The sequence below is a fragment of the Proteus sp. Marseille-Q3619 genome, assembly GCF_965283115.1.
This window is the reverse complement of sequence record NZ_CBDIMP010000001.1, coordinates 1,951,637-1,967,298: the sequence shown is the minus strand read 5'-3', so window position 1 is coordinate 1,967,298 and position 15,662 is coordinate 1,951,637. Positions and strand designations below refer to the sequence as shown.

The 15,662-nt window shown below is 39.4% G+C and carries 13 protein-coding genes; 6 read left to right on the top strand and 7 right to left on the bottom strand.

All coding sequences use genetic code 11. From position 1 onward, the window contains the following. The first annotated feature begins 365 nt into the window (after positions 1-365). The 4 genes from yihX to rluF all read left to right on the top strand — a co-directional run bounded on the left by yihX (position 366) and on the right by rluF (position 3,504). The gene (gene yihX, locus ACWPWK_RS09005) at positions 366-983 is read left to right on the top strand and encodes a glucose-1-phosphatase (RefSeq protein ID WP_109373676.1); all 618 of its coding nucleotides are present in this window, start codon (positions 366-368) and stop codon (positions 981-983) included. Positions 984-1,050: 67 nt separating this feature from the next. After that, a complete protein-coding gene (dtd, locus tag ACWPWK_RS09000; RefSeq protein WP_072064855.1) occupies positions 1,051-1,488 on the top strand; it encodes a D-aminoacyl-tRNA deacylase in 438 nt (145 codons plus the stop codon). Positions 1,489-1,524: 36 nt separating this feature from the next. Next, positions 1,525-2,439: a fatty acid biosynthesis protein FabY gene (gene fabY, locus ACWPWK_RS08995; RefSeq protein ID WP_109373675.1), complete on the top strand. Its 915-nt coding sequence runs from the start codon at positions 1,525-1,527 to the stop codon at positions 2,437-2,439. Positions 2,440-2,622: 183 nt separating this feature from the next. Then, entirely contained in the window at positions 2,623-3,504 is an 882-nt protein-coding gene (gene rluF / locus ACWPWK_RS08990) for a 23S rRNA pseudouridine(2604) synthase RluF (protein ID WP_109373674.1), read from the top strand. A 92-nt stretch (positions 3,505-3,596) separates the two neighbouring features. Here the strand turns inward: rluF and ACWPWK_RS08985 are convergent, their stop codons facing one another. Continuing rightward, complete coding sequence (locus ACWPWK_RS08985; RefSeq protein ID WP_109373673.1) at positions 3,597-3,836, bottom strand: hypothetical protein; 240 nt, start codon at positions 3,834-3,836, stop codon at positions 3,597-3,599. Between the two features lie 112 nt (positions 3,837-3,948). Between ACWPWK_RS08985 and ACWPWK_RS08980 the strand changes: the two genes are divergently transcribed. Continuing rightward, positions 3,949-5,159 (top strand): IS3 family transposase gene (locus ACWPWK_RS08980; RefSeq protein WP_454208151.1). Its coding sequence is split into 2 segments (ribosomal slippage): positions 3,949-4,291 and positions 4,291-5,159, totalling 1,212 coding nucleotides; the frame shifts between segments, so codons are not numbered across the junction. 61 nt (positions 5,160-5,220) lie between these two features. On the opposite strand, the gene ACWPWK_RS08975 is transcribed toward ACWPWK_RS08980, so the two are convergent. The 3 genes from ACWPWK_RS08975 to ACWPWK_RS08965 all read right to left on the bottom strand — a co-directional run bounded on the left by ACWPWK_RS08975 (position 5,221) and on the right by ACWPWK_RS08965 (position 9,098). Next, positions 5,221-6,897, bottom strand: coding sequence for an AsmA family protein (locus ACWPWK_RS08975; protein WP_109374339.1), 1,677 nt, complete (start codon positions 6,895-6,897; stop codon positions 5,221-5,223). A gap of 106 nt (positions 6,898-7,003) precedes the next feature. Next, positions 7,004-7,552 carry a hypothetical protein gene (locus ACWPWK_RS08970; protein ID WP_109374338.1) on the bottom strand — a complete coding sequence of 183 codons (549 nt, stop codon included), beginning with the start codon at positions 7,550-7,552 and terminating at the stop codon, positions 7,004-7,006. Positions 7,553-7,706: 154 nt separating this feature from the next. Beyond that, a complete protein-coding gene (locus ACWPWK_RS08965) occupies positions 7,707-9,098 on the bottom strand; it encodes a uracil-xanthine permease family protein (protein WP_109374337.1) in 1,392 nt (463 codons plus the stop codon). Positions 9,099-9,339: 241 nt separating this feature from the next. On the opposite strand from ACWPWK_RS08965, the gene gltS reads away from it, so the two are divergent. Next, positions 9,340-10,557 carry a sodium/glutamate symporter gene (gene gltS, locus ACWPWK_RS08960; RefSeq protein ID WP_109374336.1) on the top strand — a complete coding sequence of 406 codons (1,218 nt, stop codon included), beginning with the start codon at positions 9,340-9,342 and terminating at the stop codon, positions 10,555-10,557. A 161-nt stretch (positions 10,558-10,718) separates the two neighbouring features. Here gltS and recG read toward each other — a convergent pair whose 3' ends face one another. The 3 genes from recG to spoT are packed head-to-tail and all read right to left on the bottom strand — an operon-like array spanning position 10,719 to position 15,662. Beyond that, the gene (gene recG, locus ACWPWK_RS08955; protein ID WP_109374335.1) at positions 10,719-12,806 is read right to left on the bottom strand and encodes an ATP-dependent DNA helicase RecG; all 2,088 of its coding nucleotides are present in this window, start codon (positions 12,804-12,806) and stop codon (positions 10,719-10,721) included. A 4-nt stretch (positions 12,807-12,810) separates the two neighbouring features. Next, entirely contained in the window at positions 12,811-13,533 is a 723-nt protein-coding gene (trmH, locus tag ACWPWK_RS08950; RefSeq protein WP_109374334.1) for a tRNA (guanosine(18)-2'-O)-methyltransferase TrmH, read from the bottom strand. 2 nt (positions 13,534-13,535) lie between these two features. After that, positions 13,536-15,662 (bottom strand): bifunctional GTP diphosphokinase/guanosine-3',5'-bis pyrophosphate 3'-pyrophosphohydrolase, encoded by a 2,127-nt coding sequence (gene spoT, locus ACWPWK_RS08945; RefSeq protein WP_109374333.1) that lies wholly within the window; start codon positions 15,660-15,662, stop codon positions 13,536-13,538.

Here is a 15,662-nt window from a genome sequence, read left to right as displayed (position 1 = left end):
CTACGTTCAATTAGTCGAGTCACATAGTTTATCTACGTTCCCCGTCTATCTTTATTGTCGCCTACCTGTAACTTAAATTATTTAGAGTATCTGGTACTACTAGTCGTGCTATAAGATAGTAGTACTATAAGACGAATGCGGTGGGAAATTTGCCACCGCATAAGTTTTACGCCTCCTTCCTATCTTTCAGTGAACTACATCTTAAAGTTAAACTCCTTTTGTCTCATTTTGCTTCTCTCCCTCTTCTGGTTTTCTGTTTTACAAAAAAATTAAGTGTGATTATTGTACTTTTTTGACGTTTAAGCCTGTTCAGTAAAGCGATTTATGATTAAAGTAAAATGAGTTTTCTATTATGGAGAGGATTTATGCTTTATATCTTTGATATGGGTAATGTGATTATTGATATCGATTTTAACCGAGTATTCGCAGTATGGAGTAAGCTGAGTGGTGTTCCATTAGCAAGCATAAAAAAGGATTTCACCGCCGGTGAAGTTTTTAAATTACATGAGCGCGGTAATATTACAGATATCGAATTTGCTGAAGAAATTAACTCAGAACTTGGCATGAGCTTAAGCTTTGAGCAATTCGCTGAAGGATGGCAGGCTATTTTTATCGCAGTACGACCTGAAGTCATTGATATAATGAACAAATTAAGAGAACAAGGACATCGGGTTGTGGTGTTATCAAATACTAACCGTTTACACCAAGATTACTGGCCAGAACACTATCCTGAAATCGCGGCTTCTGCTGATTTTCTCTACTTGTCGCAAGATCTTGGCATGAGAAAGCCCGATCCTGAACTCTTTAAGTATGTTTTAGAATCTGAAGATGTTGAAGCACAAGATGCTGTTTTCTTTGATGATGTAAAAGCCAATGTTGATGCAGCTATTGCTGTGGGTATAAAGGGTGTACATGTCATTGATAAACAGACCATCATTGACTACTTCAAAGATTATGATTTTTCTCTCCCAGTAGAAGAATAATGCTATTGTAAGGATAACAATAGATTGAATTTGTTATCCTTTTTTATTGATTTATTTTGGAGAGAGCATGATCGCGTTAATTCAACGAGTGACACAGGCAAAAGTGGATATTGCAGGTGAAACTGTCGGCGCTATTAATCAAGGTTTATTAGTTTTATTAGGTGTAGAGAAAGACGACAACGAACAGAAAGCCAAAAGATTATGTGAGAAAGTATGCGGCTATCGTATATTTAGTGATGAAAACGACAAAATGAACCTAAATGTGCAACAAGCAGGTGGTAGTCTGTTAGTTGTATCTCAATTCACACTTGCCGCGGAAACACAAAAAGGAATGCGTCCAGGTTTTTCGAACGGTGCGCCCCCAGAATTAGCGAAAAATCTCTATCACTACTTTATTGAACAATGTCAGCAACAAGGCTTAGAAACGCAAACAGGTCAATTTGCTGCTGATATGCAAATCACACTGACTAATGACGGCCCAGTCACCTTTTGGCTGCAAGTATAACGTCGAACGTACAGTCGTGTTAAAAGGAGCTCAGATATGTACCATTTACGGACCCCAAAGACAGAGGCAGAATTTGATGCCTATTATGCTTTTCGCTGGGAAATGCTTCGTAAACCTCTACATCAACCTGAAGGCTCTGAAAAAGACGGTTATGACACTCTTGCTCATCATCAAATGGTTGTTGATGAAACAGGACAACCCGTTGCGATTGGGCGACTCTATATTAATGCCGACAATGAAGGTGCTATTCGCTTTATGGCGGTGCGTACAGATGCACAAGGTAAAGGTTTAGGCACATTAGTGGCTATGGCGCTAGAGTCGCTTGCTCGCCAAGAAGGTATAAAACGGATCGTGTGTAGTGCACGAGAAGAATCTGTAAGCTTCTTTGAAAAGTTAGGTTATGAAAATTGTGGTTTAGTGACAGGTCCTCAAACGACACCCATTAAGCACTTTTTTATGAAAAAAAGTATTGAGTCTTTGGATGATATTCTTCATCGACCAGATTGGTGTGCAGAATTACAAAAACAATGGTATCAACATATTCCTTTAAGTGAAAAAATGGGATTACGTATTACTCAATACACAGGAACCCGTTTTTATACCACTATCCCTGAAGCAGGAAATCAAAATCCTCATCACACTATTTTTGCAGGTAGCCAATTTTCACTCGCAACATTAACAGGTTGGGGATTGATTTGGCTATTAATGCAAGAACATAAGTTGCAAGGTGATATTGTGCTGGTGGATGCACATATTCGTTACCGCAAACCTGTATCAGGGCGTCCTGCTGCCGTTGCTGATATGGAAAATTTAAGTGGGGATTTAGGGCGACTAGCGAAGGGAAGCAAGGCACGTATTAAGTTGGACGTCGATATTTGTGGTGATGAAGGTGTCGGTGCTGTTTTTAGCGGCACTTATATTGTTTTACCTTCACAAAATAAGCAGTGCTAATTCAGCTATCTATCTTTAGAGTAACTTAAAGGGAAATCACTATTTTCTTTTGAGTTACCTTTTCTATTTTCTGCGTTTTTTATTAAAAAAACAGAGTATAAAAAATCTATTCTTGAATGCTGGTGTTATAGAGTTTCTATCGCTATCCAATTGATGTATATTTCGCAGTTTACGGAGGGAAGCATGGACACCAATTTATCTACTCGTCTTAATAAATATATCAGTGAAAGCGGGATCTGCTCACGTCGTGAGGCTGACCGTTATATTGAGCAAGGACTTGTCCTTATTAATGGCAAACGCGCTGGTATTGGCGATCAAGTATTTGCTGGCGATGAAGTCAAAGTCAATGGTCGATTGATTGAAGCACAGGATAACTCTGAGCTGGTTTTGATTGCGCTGAATAAGCCTGTGGGCATTGTGAGTACCACAGATGATGGCGAAAAAGATAATATTGTTGACTATGTTAACCACAGTACCCGTATTTTCCCAATTGGGCGTTTAGATAAAGATTCACAAGGATTGATTTTTCTGACCAACCACGGTGATTTAGTCAATAAAATCCTACGTGCAGGTAATGATCACGAAAAAGAGTACCTTGTGACAGTGAATAAACCGATCACAGATGAATTTATTCATGGAATGGGTGCGGGTGTTCCTATCATGGGACAAAAAACCAAGAAATGTAAGGTCAAGAAAGAAGCGCCGATGGTGTTTCGTATTACCTTAGTTCAAGGATTAAATCGCCAAATTCGCCGTATGTGTGAATATTTTGGTTATGAAGTCACTAAGCTTGAACGCATTCGCATTATGAATGTGAGCTTATCGGGATTACCTATTGGCGAATGGCGTGATCTGACCGATGATGAACTCATTACCTTATTTGAATCGATTGAAAAATCGACTTCTGAAGCGCCACCAAAACCAAAGCAAAATAAGCCGAAAAAACAAATTAGTAGTAATGCGAAAGCATTGGGTATTCATATTCCTCAAACAAAAACCAAAGAAACGGAAAATAATTCCCGTAAGCGTTTTGTTCAGCCTGGTCGTAAAAAGAAAAAACGTTAATATCATCTATAAAAATGTGATAAAGACAAAAAAACACCTGAAAGGGTGTTTTTTGTTTGTTCTATTTAAGACAAATTATTGCATCGATAAAATTAGTCTAAATCAAGCTCATCTAATTTATTTTGGCGACGTTCAAGTACGATCGCTGCAAGTTCTGCATCCATAACTCGCTCAATTAATACATCATAGTCTTCTTTAGAAAGGCAATAGAACAACGGAGTTTTATTGTCATCACACACAAGCAGTGTGCTGTTGTCTTCAAGTGCAGTTAAAGGAGATTGTTGAAACATATTTAAAGATATTTTTTCAGGGGAAAAATCTTCGTCAGACATGAAAACTCCACAATAAAGAAAAAGGCATTAGCGCATTGTAACGCTTTTTATAAAGGGAGTGACCCGTCCTGAATAAGGTTGACACTTTTCCAATCTGAAATTGGAGAGTGTAATGAAACCAATCACTAAACGAACTCAACGCGATTATTCTCTCGCTTTTAAATTACAGCTTGTTGACCAAGTTGAAAAAGGCGAAATAACCTATAAACAAGCCCAAGATCGCTATGGTATACAAGGATGCTCTACTGTTTTAGTTTGGCTTCGTAAGCATGGTAGGTTAGATTGGTCAAACGGTACCCCTGATACTTTTTATAGAGGTTCAGCTATGACCCAATCTTCTGAACAACAAACGCCGGAACAACGCATTAAGATCCTTGAAAAGGAACTTGAAGAGGCTCGGCTTAAATCCGATTTCTTCGAAGCAGTGGTTAAAGTCATGGATAGAGACTTTGGAGTTCGTTTGTCAAAAAAGCGCAAAGCCGAGTTATTAAAGAAAAAACGGTTAAAAACCTCACCGTAACAATTGCTTGCCGTTTTATGCAGATCAGCCGACAGGCTTATTACAAGAGACTGGATAGAACTGAGGAACGAAAGAAAGCCGATTCGGCCATCATTGATGTTGTTAAATCTGAACGAGTCTTACAACCTCGACTGGGTGGGCGTAAATTACATTTTATTTTAAAGCAAAAACAGATGGTTATTGGTCGTGATCGGCTATTTTCTTTATTGAAGGAACATCAGTTACTGGTGCCTAATAAACGGGCTTATCATCGAACAACCTTAAGCCATCATCGTTTTTATCGGCATCCAAATTTAATTAAGTCAGGGTTTATCCCCACACAACCAGAACAGCTTTGGGTAGCAGATATTACCTATTTATCGACGTATGAAGGTGATACTTATTTAAGTTTAATTACGGATGCGTATTCACGAAAAATCGTGGGATATCATTTAGATAACAATATGAAAACAAGTTCAGTGAAGAAATCGTTGGTTCAGGCGTTAAAAAAACGGACTTCGACAACTTCGTTAATCCATCATTCAGATCGAGGGATACAGTATTGTTCTTCGGAATATCAGGAGATACATAAAGAGCATAATATTCAATGTTCTATGACTGATGGGTATGATTGTTATCAAAATGCCTTAGCAGAACGAATTAATGGAATATTAAAAATGGAGTATCTACTGATAAAACCGAGTAATCTGGAACAAGCAAGAAAATTAGTAGAAGAATCAATCCAACTCTATAATGAAAAACGGCCACACTTATCGTTAAACTATAAAACGCCCGATGAAGTACATCGAGCGTTTTATGCCTGAAAAGTTGTCAACCTATATCAGGACTAGTCAGAGCAATCCGTGCTCCTGCGAAAGATCAATATTATAGGTGATTAATTATCTCGCCATTTTGTATCACTGAGTTGAGTATTTGTTGCTCATCTTTACTTCCCGTTAATGTGCCATTAAGTGTTGATGCCACTGGGCTTGAACGTAAATCACCTTTCAATTTTAGTGTGAATTGGCCTATTTCGTCAGAGTAGGTTGTTTTTAAACCTAATGTATAAGGCGTTGATAAAGGTACATTTAGGCCATTAGCAATAAGTGAAAATTGGCGCTGTTGGTTAGATTGCACTAAACCTGCTGAACCTCGAACAATGCCATCACCAATAAATGCTGAATATTGCTCAACAATAGCGTTATCTTGTTGAGTGACAATTTTTAAATCAGGGCGACGTAATTCAATGCGATTTAACGTACCACTATCGGCATTTAATACGGCTGAACCTTGCCATAATCCCCATTCACCTTCTTTTGCAACCACTAAATTTCGCAGTTTTCCTGTTAAGTTTGTGAATTGGAATGGAAATTCTGGTGTGATATCAATCAAGATAGATTGATTGATAGATAACTGTTCGATAGTGATATTTTGAATATTACTCTTGTTATCTATTGGTTTAGCTAAAAAGTTGAGCCAATTTTCAGGTAGCGTATATAAAATGCCTGATAGTGTGGCATCTTGGATAGTGATGGTTTTATTGTCTTTATTCCAATGACCAGCAAGCTTAATTAGACCTTTTTCATAGCGTAGACTGAGGTTATCTAGATTAAGTTGATTGTTTTGCTGGTTGAGTTTTGCGATAAGATCAGTGAAGTGTTCATCTTGAAAAACAACATCATTTGTATTGAGTTCACCAGTTGTAAATGAAAGAGCGTTATCCCAACTAAACTGAGAAAATTGCCCATCAAAACCACTGATTGCCCACTGTTTTCCTTCAGCTGTAAAATCAACAATATTGAGTGCTCTTATGCTAATACGGGGATATTCAGAGAGAGACTGAATTAATTCGTTAAAGGTTTGCGAGGACTGCCAGCGCAAGCCATTCATATAAACTTCATCAAATTTCCATTGATTATCTTGATATTGACCACTTAATGAAAGTGAACCACTGAGTAGGCGGGTGCCTAGTTTCTCTATTTGAATATTATCGGGTTGGTATTCACCTGAAATAATAAAGTTACTAAAATGATTGTTGTTTATTGAGCCTTCTGCAATCGAAAATTGGAAATGACCCGCACCAATAACATCATTTAGTGTTGGTTTCCAAGGTGTAATACCACCTGTTATTTTGTCAGCATTAAACGTGATATCCACAGTATTGTTGCTCAATGCCATATTTTTAAATTGTAAAATATCAGCACTTAGTGGCATGGCTGGCGATTTACCAGTGAGCTTAATCGAACCGTTTTCTAAGGTGATTTTTTGTAGATGAGAAGGTGTGGTAAAAAATTGCCAATTCAATCTAATTTGCGCTGATTTTGCCGATACTGTGGCTTTATCTTGTTTAGGATTAACGAGGAGATCATGAACAATGACTTGTTCGGGTTGCATAAGATCATGCTCAATACCTGAGAAGCGAATATCATAGTCAGTGTATTGTGTCAGCCATTCACTGGTTTTTTGCGCGCCCCACTGAGTCTGAATAAAAGCGTAAATTATAATAATAAATAAAATAACGATAAGTATCAGAGATACCAAACTTTTCATCAGCCAGCGCATAACCTTTCTCCTGTTTTATACTCCATCAAAACAGTATACAGTTATGCCTGAAAACTAAGCGATGCTCAAGTATTCGTCACTATATAAAGCAAGATTATTTAACTGCTTATGCATTTATTATAGTGGATATCTTGTTCCTCAATTCGATAGTGGGTTGAGTATTTTGCTTTTGTAAATAGGTTTCAATATTACTCAATATATCGTTTATATAATTCTTATCCAATTGTTTTTTATCATTTAATTCTTCTTTTATTAACTTATTGCCATAGTTAATAAGTTGAGAAATAAGTTCATTAGGTTCAAGGCTGCCGGAATGATAAGTATCGTAAAAATTAGGGAGAATACCCGCTTGCGTTGGTAAATATTGAAACTGATACGTTAGAAATCCCTCTTTATCTTTATCTTGCTGATTATTAAGGCAAGGATTTTGTAAAAATGTCACTAAGTCTTCTTTAATATGTTCTAAGTTAAACTCAGGAATAGACTTATTTCCTAAATATGTAAACTTATGATTTGTATTAAATAACGATAAAATAGAATCTTTTAAATAAGTTAAAAATTGTCCTATTGTTTTTATATGATAACTTTCAGTTGATGGATGATTTTTAAGATATTGAAGTGCTTTATTATTAACAATATTAAGTGGCGTTGGCATAGTCGCTCTCTTTTGTAGATAACATGAGTAAACATATTAATTATCGCAATTTGAAGAGGAATGCTTGTGTAAAAAGACCCTGTTTTAGCGTAAAAATAAAGCGCTATTTTTTATTATGAAGATAGCGCTTTATTATTATGTTGCTAATTAATGATTATTTTTCTGGTGGAAAAATAAGATTTAAAATAATGGCAGTTAAACCACCAGCAGCAATACCTGAGGACAGCAATGTTTTTAGCCAATCAGGTGCAAACTGCAAGATTTGAGGTTGCTGTGAAACGCCCAATCCTACTGCAAGTGAAATCGCAAGGATCATGATGGCTCGGCGGTTTAGTGCTTCTTTGGAAACAATACGTACACCAGATGCAGCTATCGTACCGAACATAACTAATGTGGCTCCACCTAATACGGGTTCAGGAATTCTTTGCACAAATTCTGCAACGAATGGAAATAAGCCTAAGATAACGAGCATTGCGGCAACAACATAACCTACATAGCGACTTGCAACGCCTGTTAATTGAATAACGCCATTATTTTGACCAAAACAAGAATTTGGGAAGGTATTGAAAAATGCCGAAACCATAGAGTTAATTCCATTAGCCAATACGCCCCCTTTAATACGTTTCATATACAAAGGACCACTAACGGGTTGCTCTGAAACATCTGAAGTTGCTGTAATATCCCCAATGGTTTCTAGTGATGTGATCATAAACACCAGCATTAAAGGAATAAGTAAATGCCAGTCAAATGACAACCCATAATAAAAGGGTTCAGGAATAGTCATAAAAGGTGTTTCTTGATGTTCTGCTGGTGTGGGCAACATATCTAAAGCCCAAGCAAGAACATAACCCACAGCCATTGCAATGACCAAAGAAGCAACGCGTAAATAAGGATTTTTTTGTCGATTAAGTAAAATAATAACAATAAGTACAGAGCCTGCTAATAACAGGTTTTGTGGTGCACCGAAGGTATTATTTTCAATGGCTGAATAACCACCACCAATAGAGGTTAATCCAACTTGAATTAAAGAGAGACCGATTATCATCACTACGACACCAGAAACTAAAGGTGTAATGATGCGCCTTGCTAAATGAAGTACACGAGAAAGGATGATTTCGGTTAATGAGGCGACCATTAATGTACCAAAAAGTGCCGCCATCATCGTTGGAATATCCGCCCCTCCATTTTTTAGCGCTAATCCGCCCATAATCAAAGGTGCGACAAAATTAAAGCTAGTACCTTGAATTGATAACAATCCTGAACCTATTGGTCCCCATGCCCGAATTTGAATAAGAGAGGCAATGCCTGATGCAAATAAAGACATGCTGATAATGCGTTGAGTATCGTGTGCAGGTAATCCTAATGCTTGGCAAATGAGGATCGCAGGTGTGATAACCGCAACAAACATGGCTAAGAGATGTTGGCAAGCAGCAAAAAGTGTTTGTGGTAATGGCGGTTTCTCTTCTAAAGCAAAAAGAAGTTCGCTATTTTTTTTAATTGAAACGTCACTATTTTTAGGCAAATTTTGATTTTCTGAAGTAACCATGGTGTGAATTTCTTATTCGACAAAAACGGTATTTTAATGATCTGCGCCACAAAAGCAATCGTTTGCGTAAAAATGATGTTATCAAAATGCATAAGAGGCGCTCACATTTTTATATGTTTTAACTTGTGTTTGTCTCCGTTTTTTTTTCTAATCGGGGATACCTGCTTTTGGCGTTGTTTATGGATGAACTTAGCGTCGTAGTATTTTTATATAAAATTAACAAATAAGACGGGGTACATAAATGTATCATCTTGATGTTTATGGCACGCTGGTTGCGGCCACTTTGGTTCTCTTGATCGGACGTAAGTTAGTGAAATCTGTTCCTTTTTTAGAACGGTATACGATCCCAGAACCCGTTGCAGGTGGGCTACTTGTTGCAGTTCTTCTATTAGCATTCAAATCTTTTATGGATTGGGAAGTAAGTTTTGACCTCTCATTAAAAGATCCATTAATGCTGGCATTCTTTGCAACAATTGGTTTAAACGCAAACCTCGCAAGCTTAAAAGCGGGAGGAAAAGCGCTTTTTATTTTCATCTTTGTTGTTGTTGGACTGTTGTTAGTACAAAACACAGTCGGTATTGCATTAGCAGAAATGTTAGGTCTTGATCCATTAATGGGATTACTTGCTGGCTCGATTACATTATCGGGTGGTCATGGTACAGGGGCTGCTTGGGGTAAAACCTTTGTTGAAAATTATGGTTTTATGAGCGCGTCTGAAGTGGCGATGGCTTGTGCTACTTTTGGTTTAGTGTTAGGTGGATTGATTGGTGGCCCAGTTGCACGCTACTTAATCAAAAATATCCCAACGCCAGGATTAGGCGCCGATGACCATGAAATGCCAACAGCGTTTGAGAAGCCGACAACAGGCCGAATGATCACTTCAATGGTTTTATTAGAAACTATTGCGATGATCTCTATCTGTTTAATGGCAGGTACGTTCCTTTCTCAACTGTTAGAAGGTACAGCATTCTCATTACCGACCTTTGTGTGCGTTCTGTTTATTGGCGTTATTTTAAGTAATAGCCTTTCAATGCTTGGGTTCTACCGTGTTTTTGATAGAGCGGTATCAGTCTTAGGTAACGTGAGTTTATCGTTATTCTTAGCGATGGCATTAATGAGCTTGAAATTATGGGAGCTTGCATCACTGGCGATACCAATGTTGGTTATCCTTGGTGTTCAAGCAGGTGTAATGGCACTGTATGCCATTTTTGTCACTTTCCGTGTCATGGGTAAAAACTACGATGCGGCGATTTTAGCAGCAGGTCACTGTGGTTTTGGTTTAGGTGCTACACCAACGGCGATTGCAAATATGCAAGCTGTAACAGACCGTTTTGGACCGTCTCATCTTGCGTTCTTGGTCGTACCTATGGTCGGTGCATTCTTTATTGATATTGTGAATGCAATAGTGATTAAACTGTATCTGATGCTACCGTTTTTTACGCCTATAGTTGCAGGGTAGTTTGGTTGCTATAAATTAAAAGAGTTTCAAAAACGTTAAAGAGCACCTCAATGTTGAATATCGACATTGAGGTGTTTTTCTATATGTATTTAACTTACGAATATTTCAAGATCAACCCAAAGCGAGATTAAACGCACGCTAAGCCATGCAAAAAAGTAACCTTAAGCTTGGCTATATTGTGTCTTGGCAGGCAGCCAGCGTTCGATTAAGGCTTGAGAATGCTTAGGGTAGTGTTGATGTAGATAACGAGCGATACGCTGAACTTCAGGAATAAGTCCTTGGTCGCGTAACAAATCAGCGACTTTAAATTGTGCATTACCCGTTTGCTTAGTGCCTAAAAGCTCACCGGGGCCACGGATTTCGAGATCTTTTTGTGCAATCACAAAACCGTCATTGCTATCTCTTAATACTTGCAATCGCAAACGTGCTGTTTGTGTGAGTGGTGTTTTATATAACAAGACACAATGAGAGGCGACAGCGCCTCGGCCTACCCGTCCACGTAATTGATGTAACTGTGCGAGTCCCAGTCGTTCTGGATTATCAATGATCATTAAACTTGCATTAGGTACATCAACACCGACTTCAATCACTGTTGTCGCAACTAAAAGTTGAAGCTCATTTTCTTTAAATGCAGCCATTACTGCCTGTTTTTCTACGGGTTTCATTCGCCCGTGTACCAATCCCACTTTGATTTCAGGCAGTGCAATTGTAAGTTCATCATAGATAACTTGAGCCGCTTGCGCTTCCAGAACATCAGAATCTTCAATTAAGGTACATACCCAATAGGCTTGTCGATTTTCTTCTGTGCAAGATAGCCTGATGCGTTCAATAATGTCATTACGGCGAGTATCAGGGATAGCGACAGTGGTAACAGGTGTGCGCCCAGGCGGTAATTCGTCGATGATAGACGTGTCCATATCAGCGTAGGCTGTCATCGCTAATGTTCGAGGGATCGGCGTTGCTGTCATCACCAATTGATGAGGATGAAAGCCTTGCTCTTCACCCTTTTTCCATAAGGCGAGGCGTTGATGTACACCAAATCGGTGTTGTTCATCAATAATCACTAAGGCTAGAGAGTGAAATTTAACTTGTTCTTGGAAAATAGCATGCGTTCCAATAATGATGGAAACGTCACCATTAGCAATGGCGTTTTGCTGTGTTTCACGCGCTTTTCCTTTCTGTTTTCCTGCTAACCAACCCACTTGAATACCAAAAGGCTCAAACCATTTTTTAAAGGTTAATGCGTGTTGCTCTGCCAACAATTCTGTTGGTGCCATTAAAGCCACTTGTTTGCCATTAGCAACAGCACGCAATGCACTTAGTGCAGCAACTAAAGTCTTACCTGAACCTACATCTCCTTGGATCAATCGCATCATCGGATAGTCTTTTTCTAAATCTGTTTCTATTTCATGGACGACACGTTGTTGTGCATTCGTAGGGGTAAAGGGGAGTGACGATAGAAATTGTTGGCGTAACGTAGAGGTACTTGGCATAAACAATGGCTCTGCGCGATAAGATTGTGCGCCAGCTCTTGCATTGAGCATACCTAGATTGTGGGCGAGTAATTCTTCAATAATTAGCCTTTTTTGCGCAGGGTGCTGTCCTTTCTCAAGCTCCACAAAAGCGATATCAGGTGGAGGATTATGCAGAGTACGTAATGCCGTGGCTAACGGAGGTAAACCATGAATAAATTGTTCGGGCAATAATTCGTTAATAGTACAGGTATCGAGTAATTCTAAGGCTTGCTCTATTAATTTGCGTAGTGATGTTTGGCGTAAGCCTTCTGTTGTTGAATAGATGGGAGTGAGCGTTTCTTGCAGTTTAACTTCCGAACCTGCAACTTTGATTTTGTATTCAGGGTGAATAATTTCTGGGCCACGGCTTCCCCGTTTAACTTCTCCATAAGCAGTGACTTGTTTACCTTGAGCAAGGTTATTTTTCATTGCGGCAGTAAAGTTAAAAAAGCGAAGGGTTAAAATGCCAGAGCCATCAGAAATTTGGCAGGTCATCATTTTTCGTCGACCAAAAGTGACTTCGGTTCTTAGAATTTCACCTGAAACAGTGGCTGGAATGCCGGGAAGCAGATCGCTGATAGCATAGAGGTGTGTTTGATCTTCATAACGTAAAGGAAGGTGGAGTAACAAATCCTCAATAGTCACAAGCCCTATTTTTGCCAGCTTGTCTGCCTGACTTGCACCTACGCCGTGAAGAGTGGTTAAGGGGATTGCATCAAGCAGTTTTCCTTTCATGGGATCAATACTCCGTCTTTTTTAATTTCCTAAGTTGTTTTTGCGTCATTTGCATTTCTGCCCACCATGACTCAGGTGCTTCAATCTCACCGCTACCATTAATATAAGGGCGAGGCAGTCCTTTTCGACGAGAAACTTCTGCCAATACTGGGTATCCGCCTTCAAAGAGAAGAATTTGTTGTTCTTCTTCTGTTAAGGTGCTTTCTGTTCGATTATACATACCCGCAGCCTGACGTTGGCGTTGTGCTTCATATAAAATTAGCGCACTGGCGACAGAAACATTTAGGGATTGTACCATTCCCATCATCGGCACAATAATATCTTGATCTGCAAGCGCGATAGCATCTTGTGAGATGCCCGTTTTTTCTTGCCCCATAATAATACAAGTTGGGCGTGTGTAATCAATCTCGCGGAAATCAACCGCTTTATCTGAGAGATGAGTCGCAAGAACTTGCATACCTTGGGCGCGAAAGGCGCTAACTGCATCTGTAATAGTAGGATGAGTTTCTACATTGACCCAACTGTTACTCCCAGCCGCAGGTGAAACTAACATCCGCATTTTTTCTTCAGGCCAAATAGCATGAATTTTAGGAATACCTACAGCATCAGCTGTTCTTATAACAGCAGCAACATTATGGGATTTATGCACTTCTTCAAGGCAAACGGTAAGATCAGGTTGCCGCATCGCCATCATTTGGCAGATGCGGGCATATCGAATTGAATTCATGACTAGTTTTTATTACGGCTAACGCGCAGAACGTCTGGCATGATGCGAAGTTTACGCATGATATTGGCTAATTGAATTCTGTCTTTCGCGGTTAAGCGAATAAAAGCACAATACACGCGACCATCTTTCTCTTCTGTATTCATACTTTGAATACTCGAGTTTGCATCATTAATAGCTGCGGTTAAGTTTGCTAAAGCGCCTTGGTGGTTAATCATATCAACTTTAATTTCAGTGATGAAATCACTGTTGATCTCTTTATCCCACTCGACAGGCATGAATTTTTCAGGCTCTTTTTGGTAACCACGAATATTACGACAAGATTCATGGTGAATAACCAAACCTTTACCTGGGCTAATATGTGCAATGATAGGATCACCCGGAATAGGGCGACAACACTTAGCGAAAGAGATCAATACACCATCAGCACCTTTAATTGGGAGTTTAGGTGTTTCATCATTAGATGTTTCTGTTGGTGCGTTTTCATCTTGATTTTGACTATCAATCAATAAATTACGCGCAACAACAACGCTCATAGTATTACCTAAACCAATTTCAGCCATTAAGTCGTCGATTGAATGAAGCTTCATACGCTTCAACTCGCGCTCAATATTTTCAGCTGAAATATCAGTAAGCTTGTGCTCACCTAATGCGTGATTGAGTAAACGACGACCTAAATTAATAGAGTCTTCACGTTTTAGGTTTTTCAGAAGTTGTCGGATTTTAGAGCGAGCTCTTGAACTGACGACAAAGTTTAGCCACGCTGCATTTGGTCTTGCACCTGGTGCGGTAATAATTTCAACCGTTTGTCCAGTACGTAGCGATTGTGAAAGTGGATAAGGTTGTCTATCAACCCTAGCACCCACACAGGCATGACCGATATCTGTGTGTACGGCATAAGCAAAATCGACAGGAGTTGCACTTGTTGGTAATTCAACAATGCGACCTTCTGGCGTGAAAACGTAGATTTCATCAGGAAAGAGATCTGATTTTACGTTCTCAATAAATTCAAATGAGCTACCTGCGCTTTGTTGCAATTCAAGTAAACTTTGCATCCAGCGTTGGGCTCTAACTTGTGCAGTTGTGCCCGGTTGTTCACCTTGCTCTTTATAAGCCCAATGTGCTGCAACCCCCATTTCTGCCATTTGATCCATATCTTCAGTACGAATTTGTACTTCAACTGGCACTCCATGAGGACCAATTAGTGAGGTATGAAGAGATTGATAGCCGTTGGCTTTTGGGATTGCAATATAGTCTTTAACTCGACCGGGACGAGGCTTATAAAGACTGTGCATTTGACCTAAAACGCGATAACAGGTATCGACTTCTTTCACGATAACGCGAAAGGCGTAAATATCCATGATCGAGTGAAAACGTTGCTCTTTTAACAACATTTTCCGATAGATAGAGTAAAGGTGTTTTTCGCGACCGTTAACTTTGCATTCGATATGCGCTTCTGTCAGGCGACCTTCAATTTCAGAGAGGATTTTATTAATCATCTCTTTACGGTTGCCTCGAGCTGCTTTAACGACTTCTTTGATTACACGGTAGCGATTAGGATGTAGCGCCTCGAAACCCAGCTCTTCAAGCTCTGTTTTGATATGGTGTATACCTAAACGGTGTGCAAGAGGGCTGTAAATTTCGAGTGTTTCTCGAGCAATACGGCGACGTTTATCTGGGCGTAATGATCCCAGTGTGCGCATATTGTGAGTTCGGTCTGCCAGCTTGATCAAAATGACGCGGATATCTTTTACCATCGCCATAATCATCTTACGGAAGTTTTCAGCCTGAGCCTCTTTTTTATCTCTAAACTTCAATTTATCAAGTTTAGAGACTCCTTCAACAAGATCGGCGACCGTACTACCAAAGAGGCTTTCGATATCTTGGAAGGTTGCAGGTGTATCTTCGATAACATCATGCAACAGCGCCGCCATCAGCGTTTGGTGGTCTAATCGCATATCTGCAAGAATACACGCAACCGCAACAGGGTGAGTAATATAAGGCTCACCACTTGAACGAGTTTGCCCCTCGTGGGCATTTCGGGCGACGATAAAGGCTTTTTTAAGTTGTTCGACTTGCTCCGATGGCAAGTATTTTTGAACGATTTGATTCAGGCTTTCAAACAGGTACAA

Coding starts and splice junctions, on each gene's coding strand:
- fabY (WP_109373675.1), top strand. CDS start 1,525: ATGTACCATTTACGGACCCCAAAGACAGAGGCAGAATTTGATGCCTAT.
- gltS (WP_109374336.1), top strand. CDS start 9,340: ATGTATCATCTTGATGTTTATGGCACGCTGGTTGCGGCCACTTTGGTT.
- yihX (WP_109373676.1), top strand. CDS start 366: ATGCTTTATATCTTTGATATGGGTAATGTGATTATTGATATCGATTTT.
- ACWPWK_RS08975 (WP_109374339.1), bottom strand. CDS start 6,897: ATGCGCTGGCTGATGAAAAGTTTGGTATCTCTGATACTTATCGTTATT.
- ACWPWK_RS08970 (WP_109374338.1), bottom strand. CDS start 7,552: ATGCCAACGCCACTTAATATTGTTAATAATAAAGCACTTCAATATCTT.
- recG (WP_109374335.1), bottom strand. CDS start 12,806: ATGAAAGGAAAACTGCTTGATGCAATCCCCTTAACCACTCTTCACGGC.
- dtd (WP_072064855.1), top strand. CDS start 1,051: ATGATCGCGTTAATTCAACGAGTGACACAGGCAAAAGTGGATATTGCA.
- ACWPWK_RS08985 (WP_109373673.1), bottom strand. CDS start 3,836: ATGTCTGACGAAGATTTTTCCCCTGAAAAAATATCTTTAAATATGTTT.
- rluF (WP_109373674.1), top strand. CDS start 2,623: ATGGACACCAATTTATCTACTCGTCTTAATAAATATATCAGTGAAAGC.
- trmH (WP_109374334.1), bottom strand. CDS start 13,533: ATGAATTCAATTCGATATGCCCGCATCTGCCAAATGATGGCGATGCGG.
- ACWPWK_RS08965 (WP_109374337.1), bottom strand. CDS start 9,098: ATGGTTACTTCAGAAAATCAAAATTTGCCTAAAAATAGTGACGTTTCA.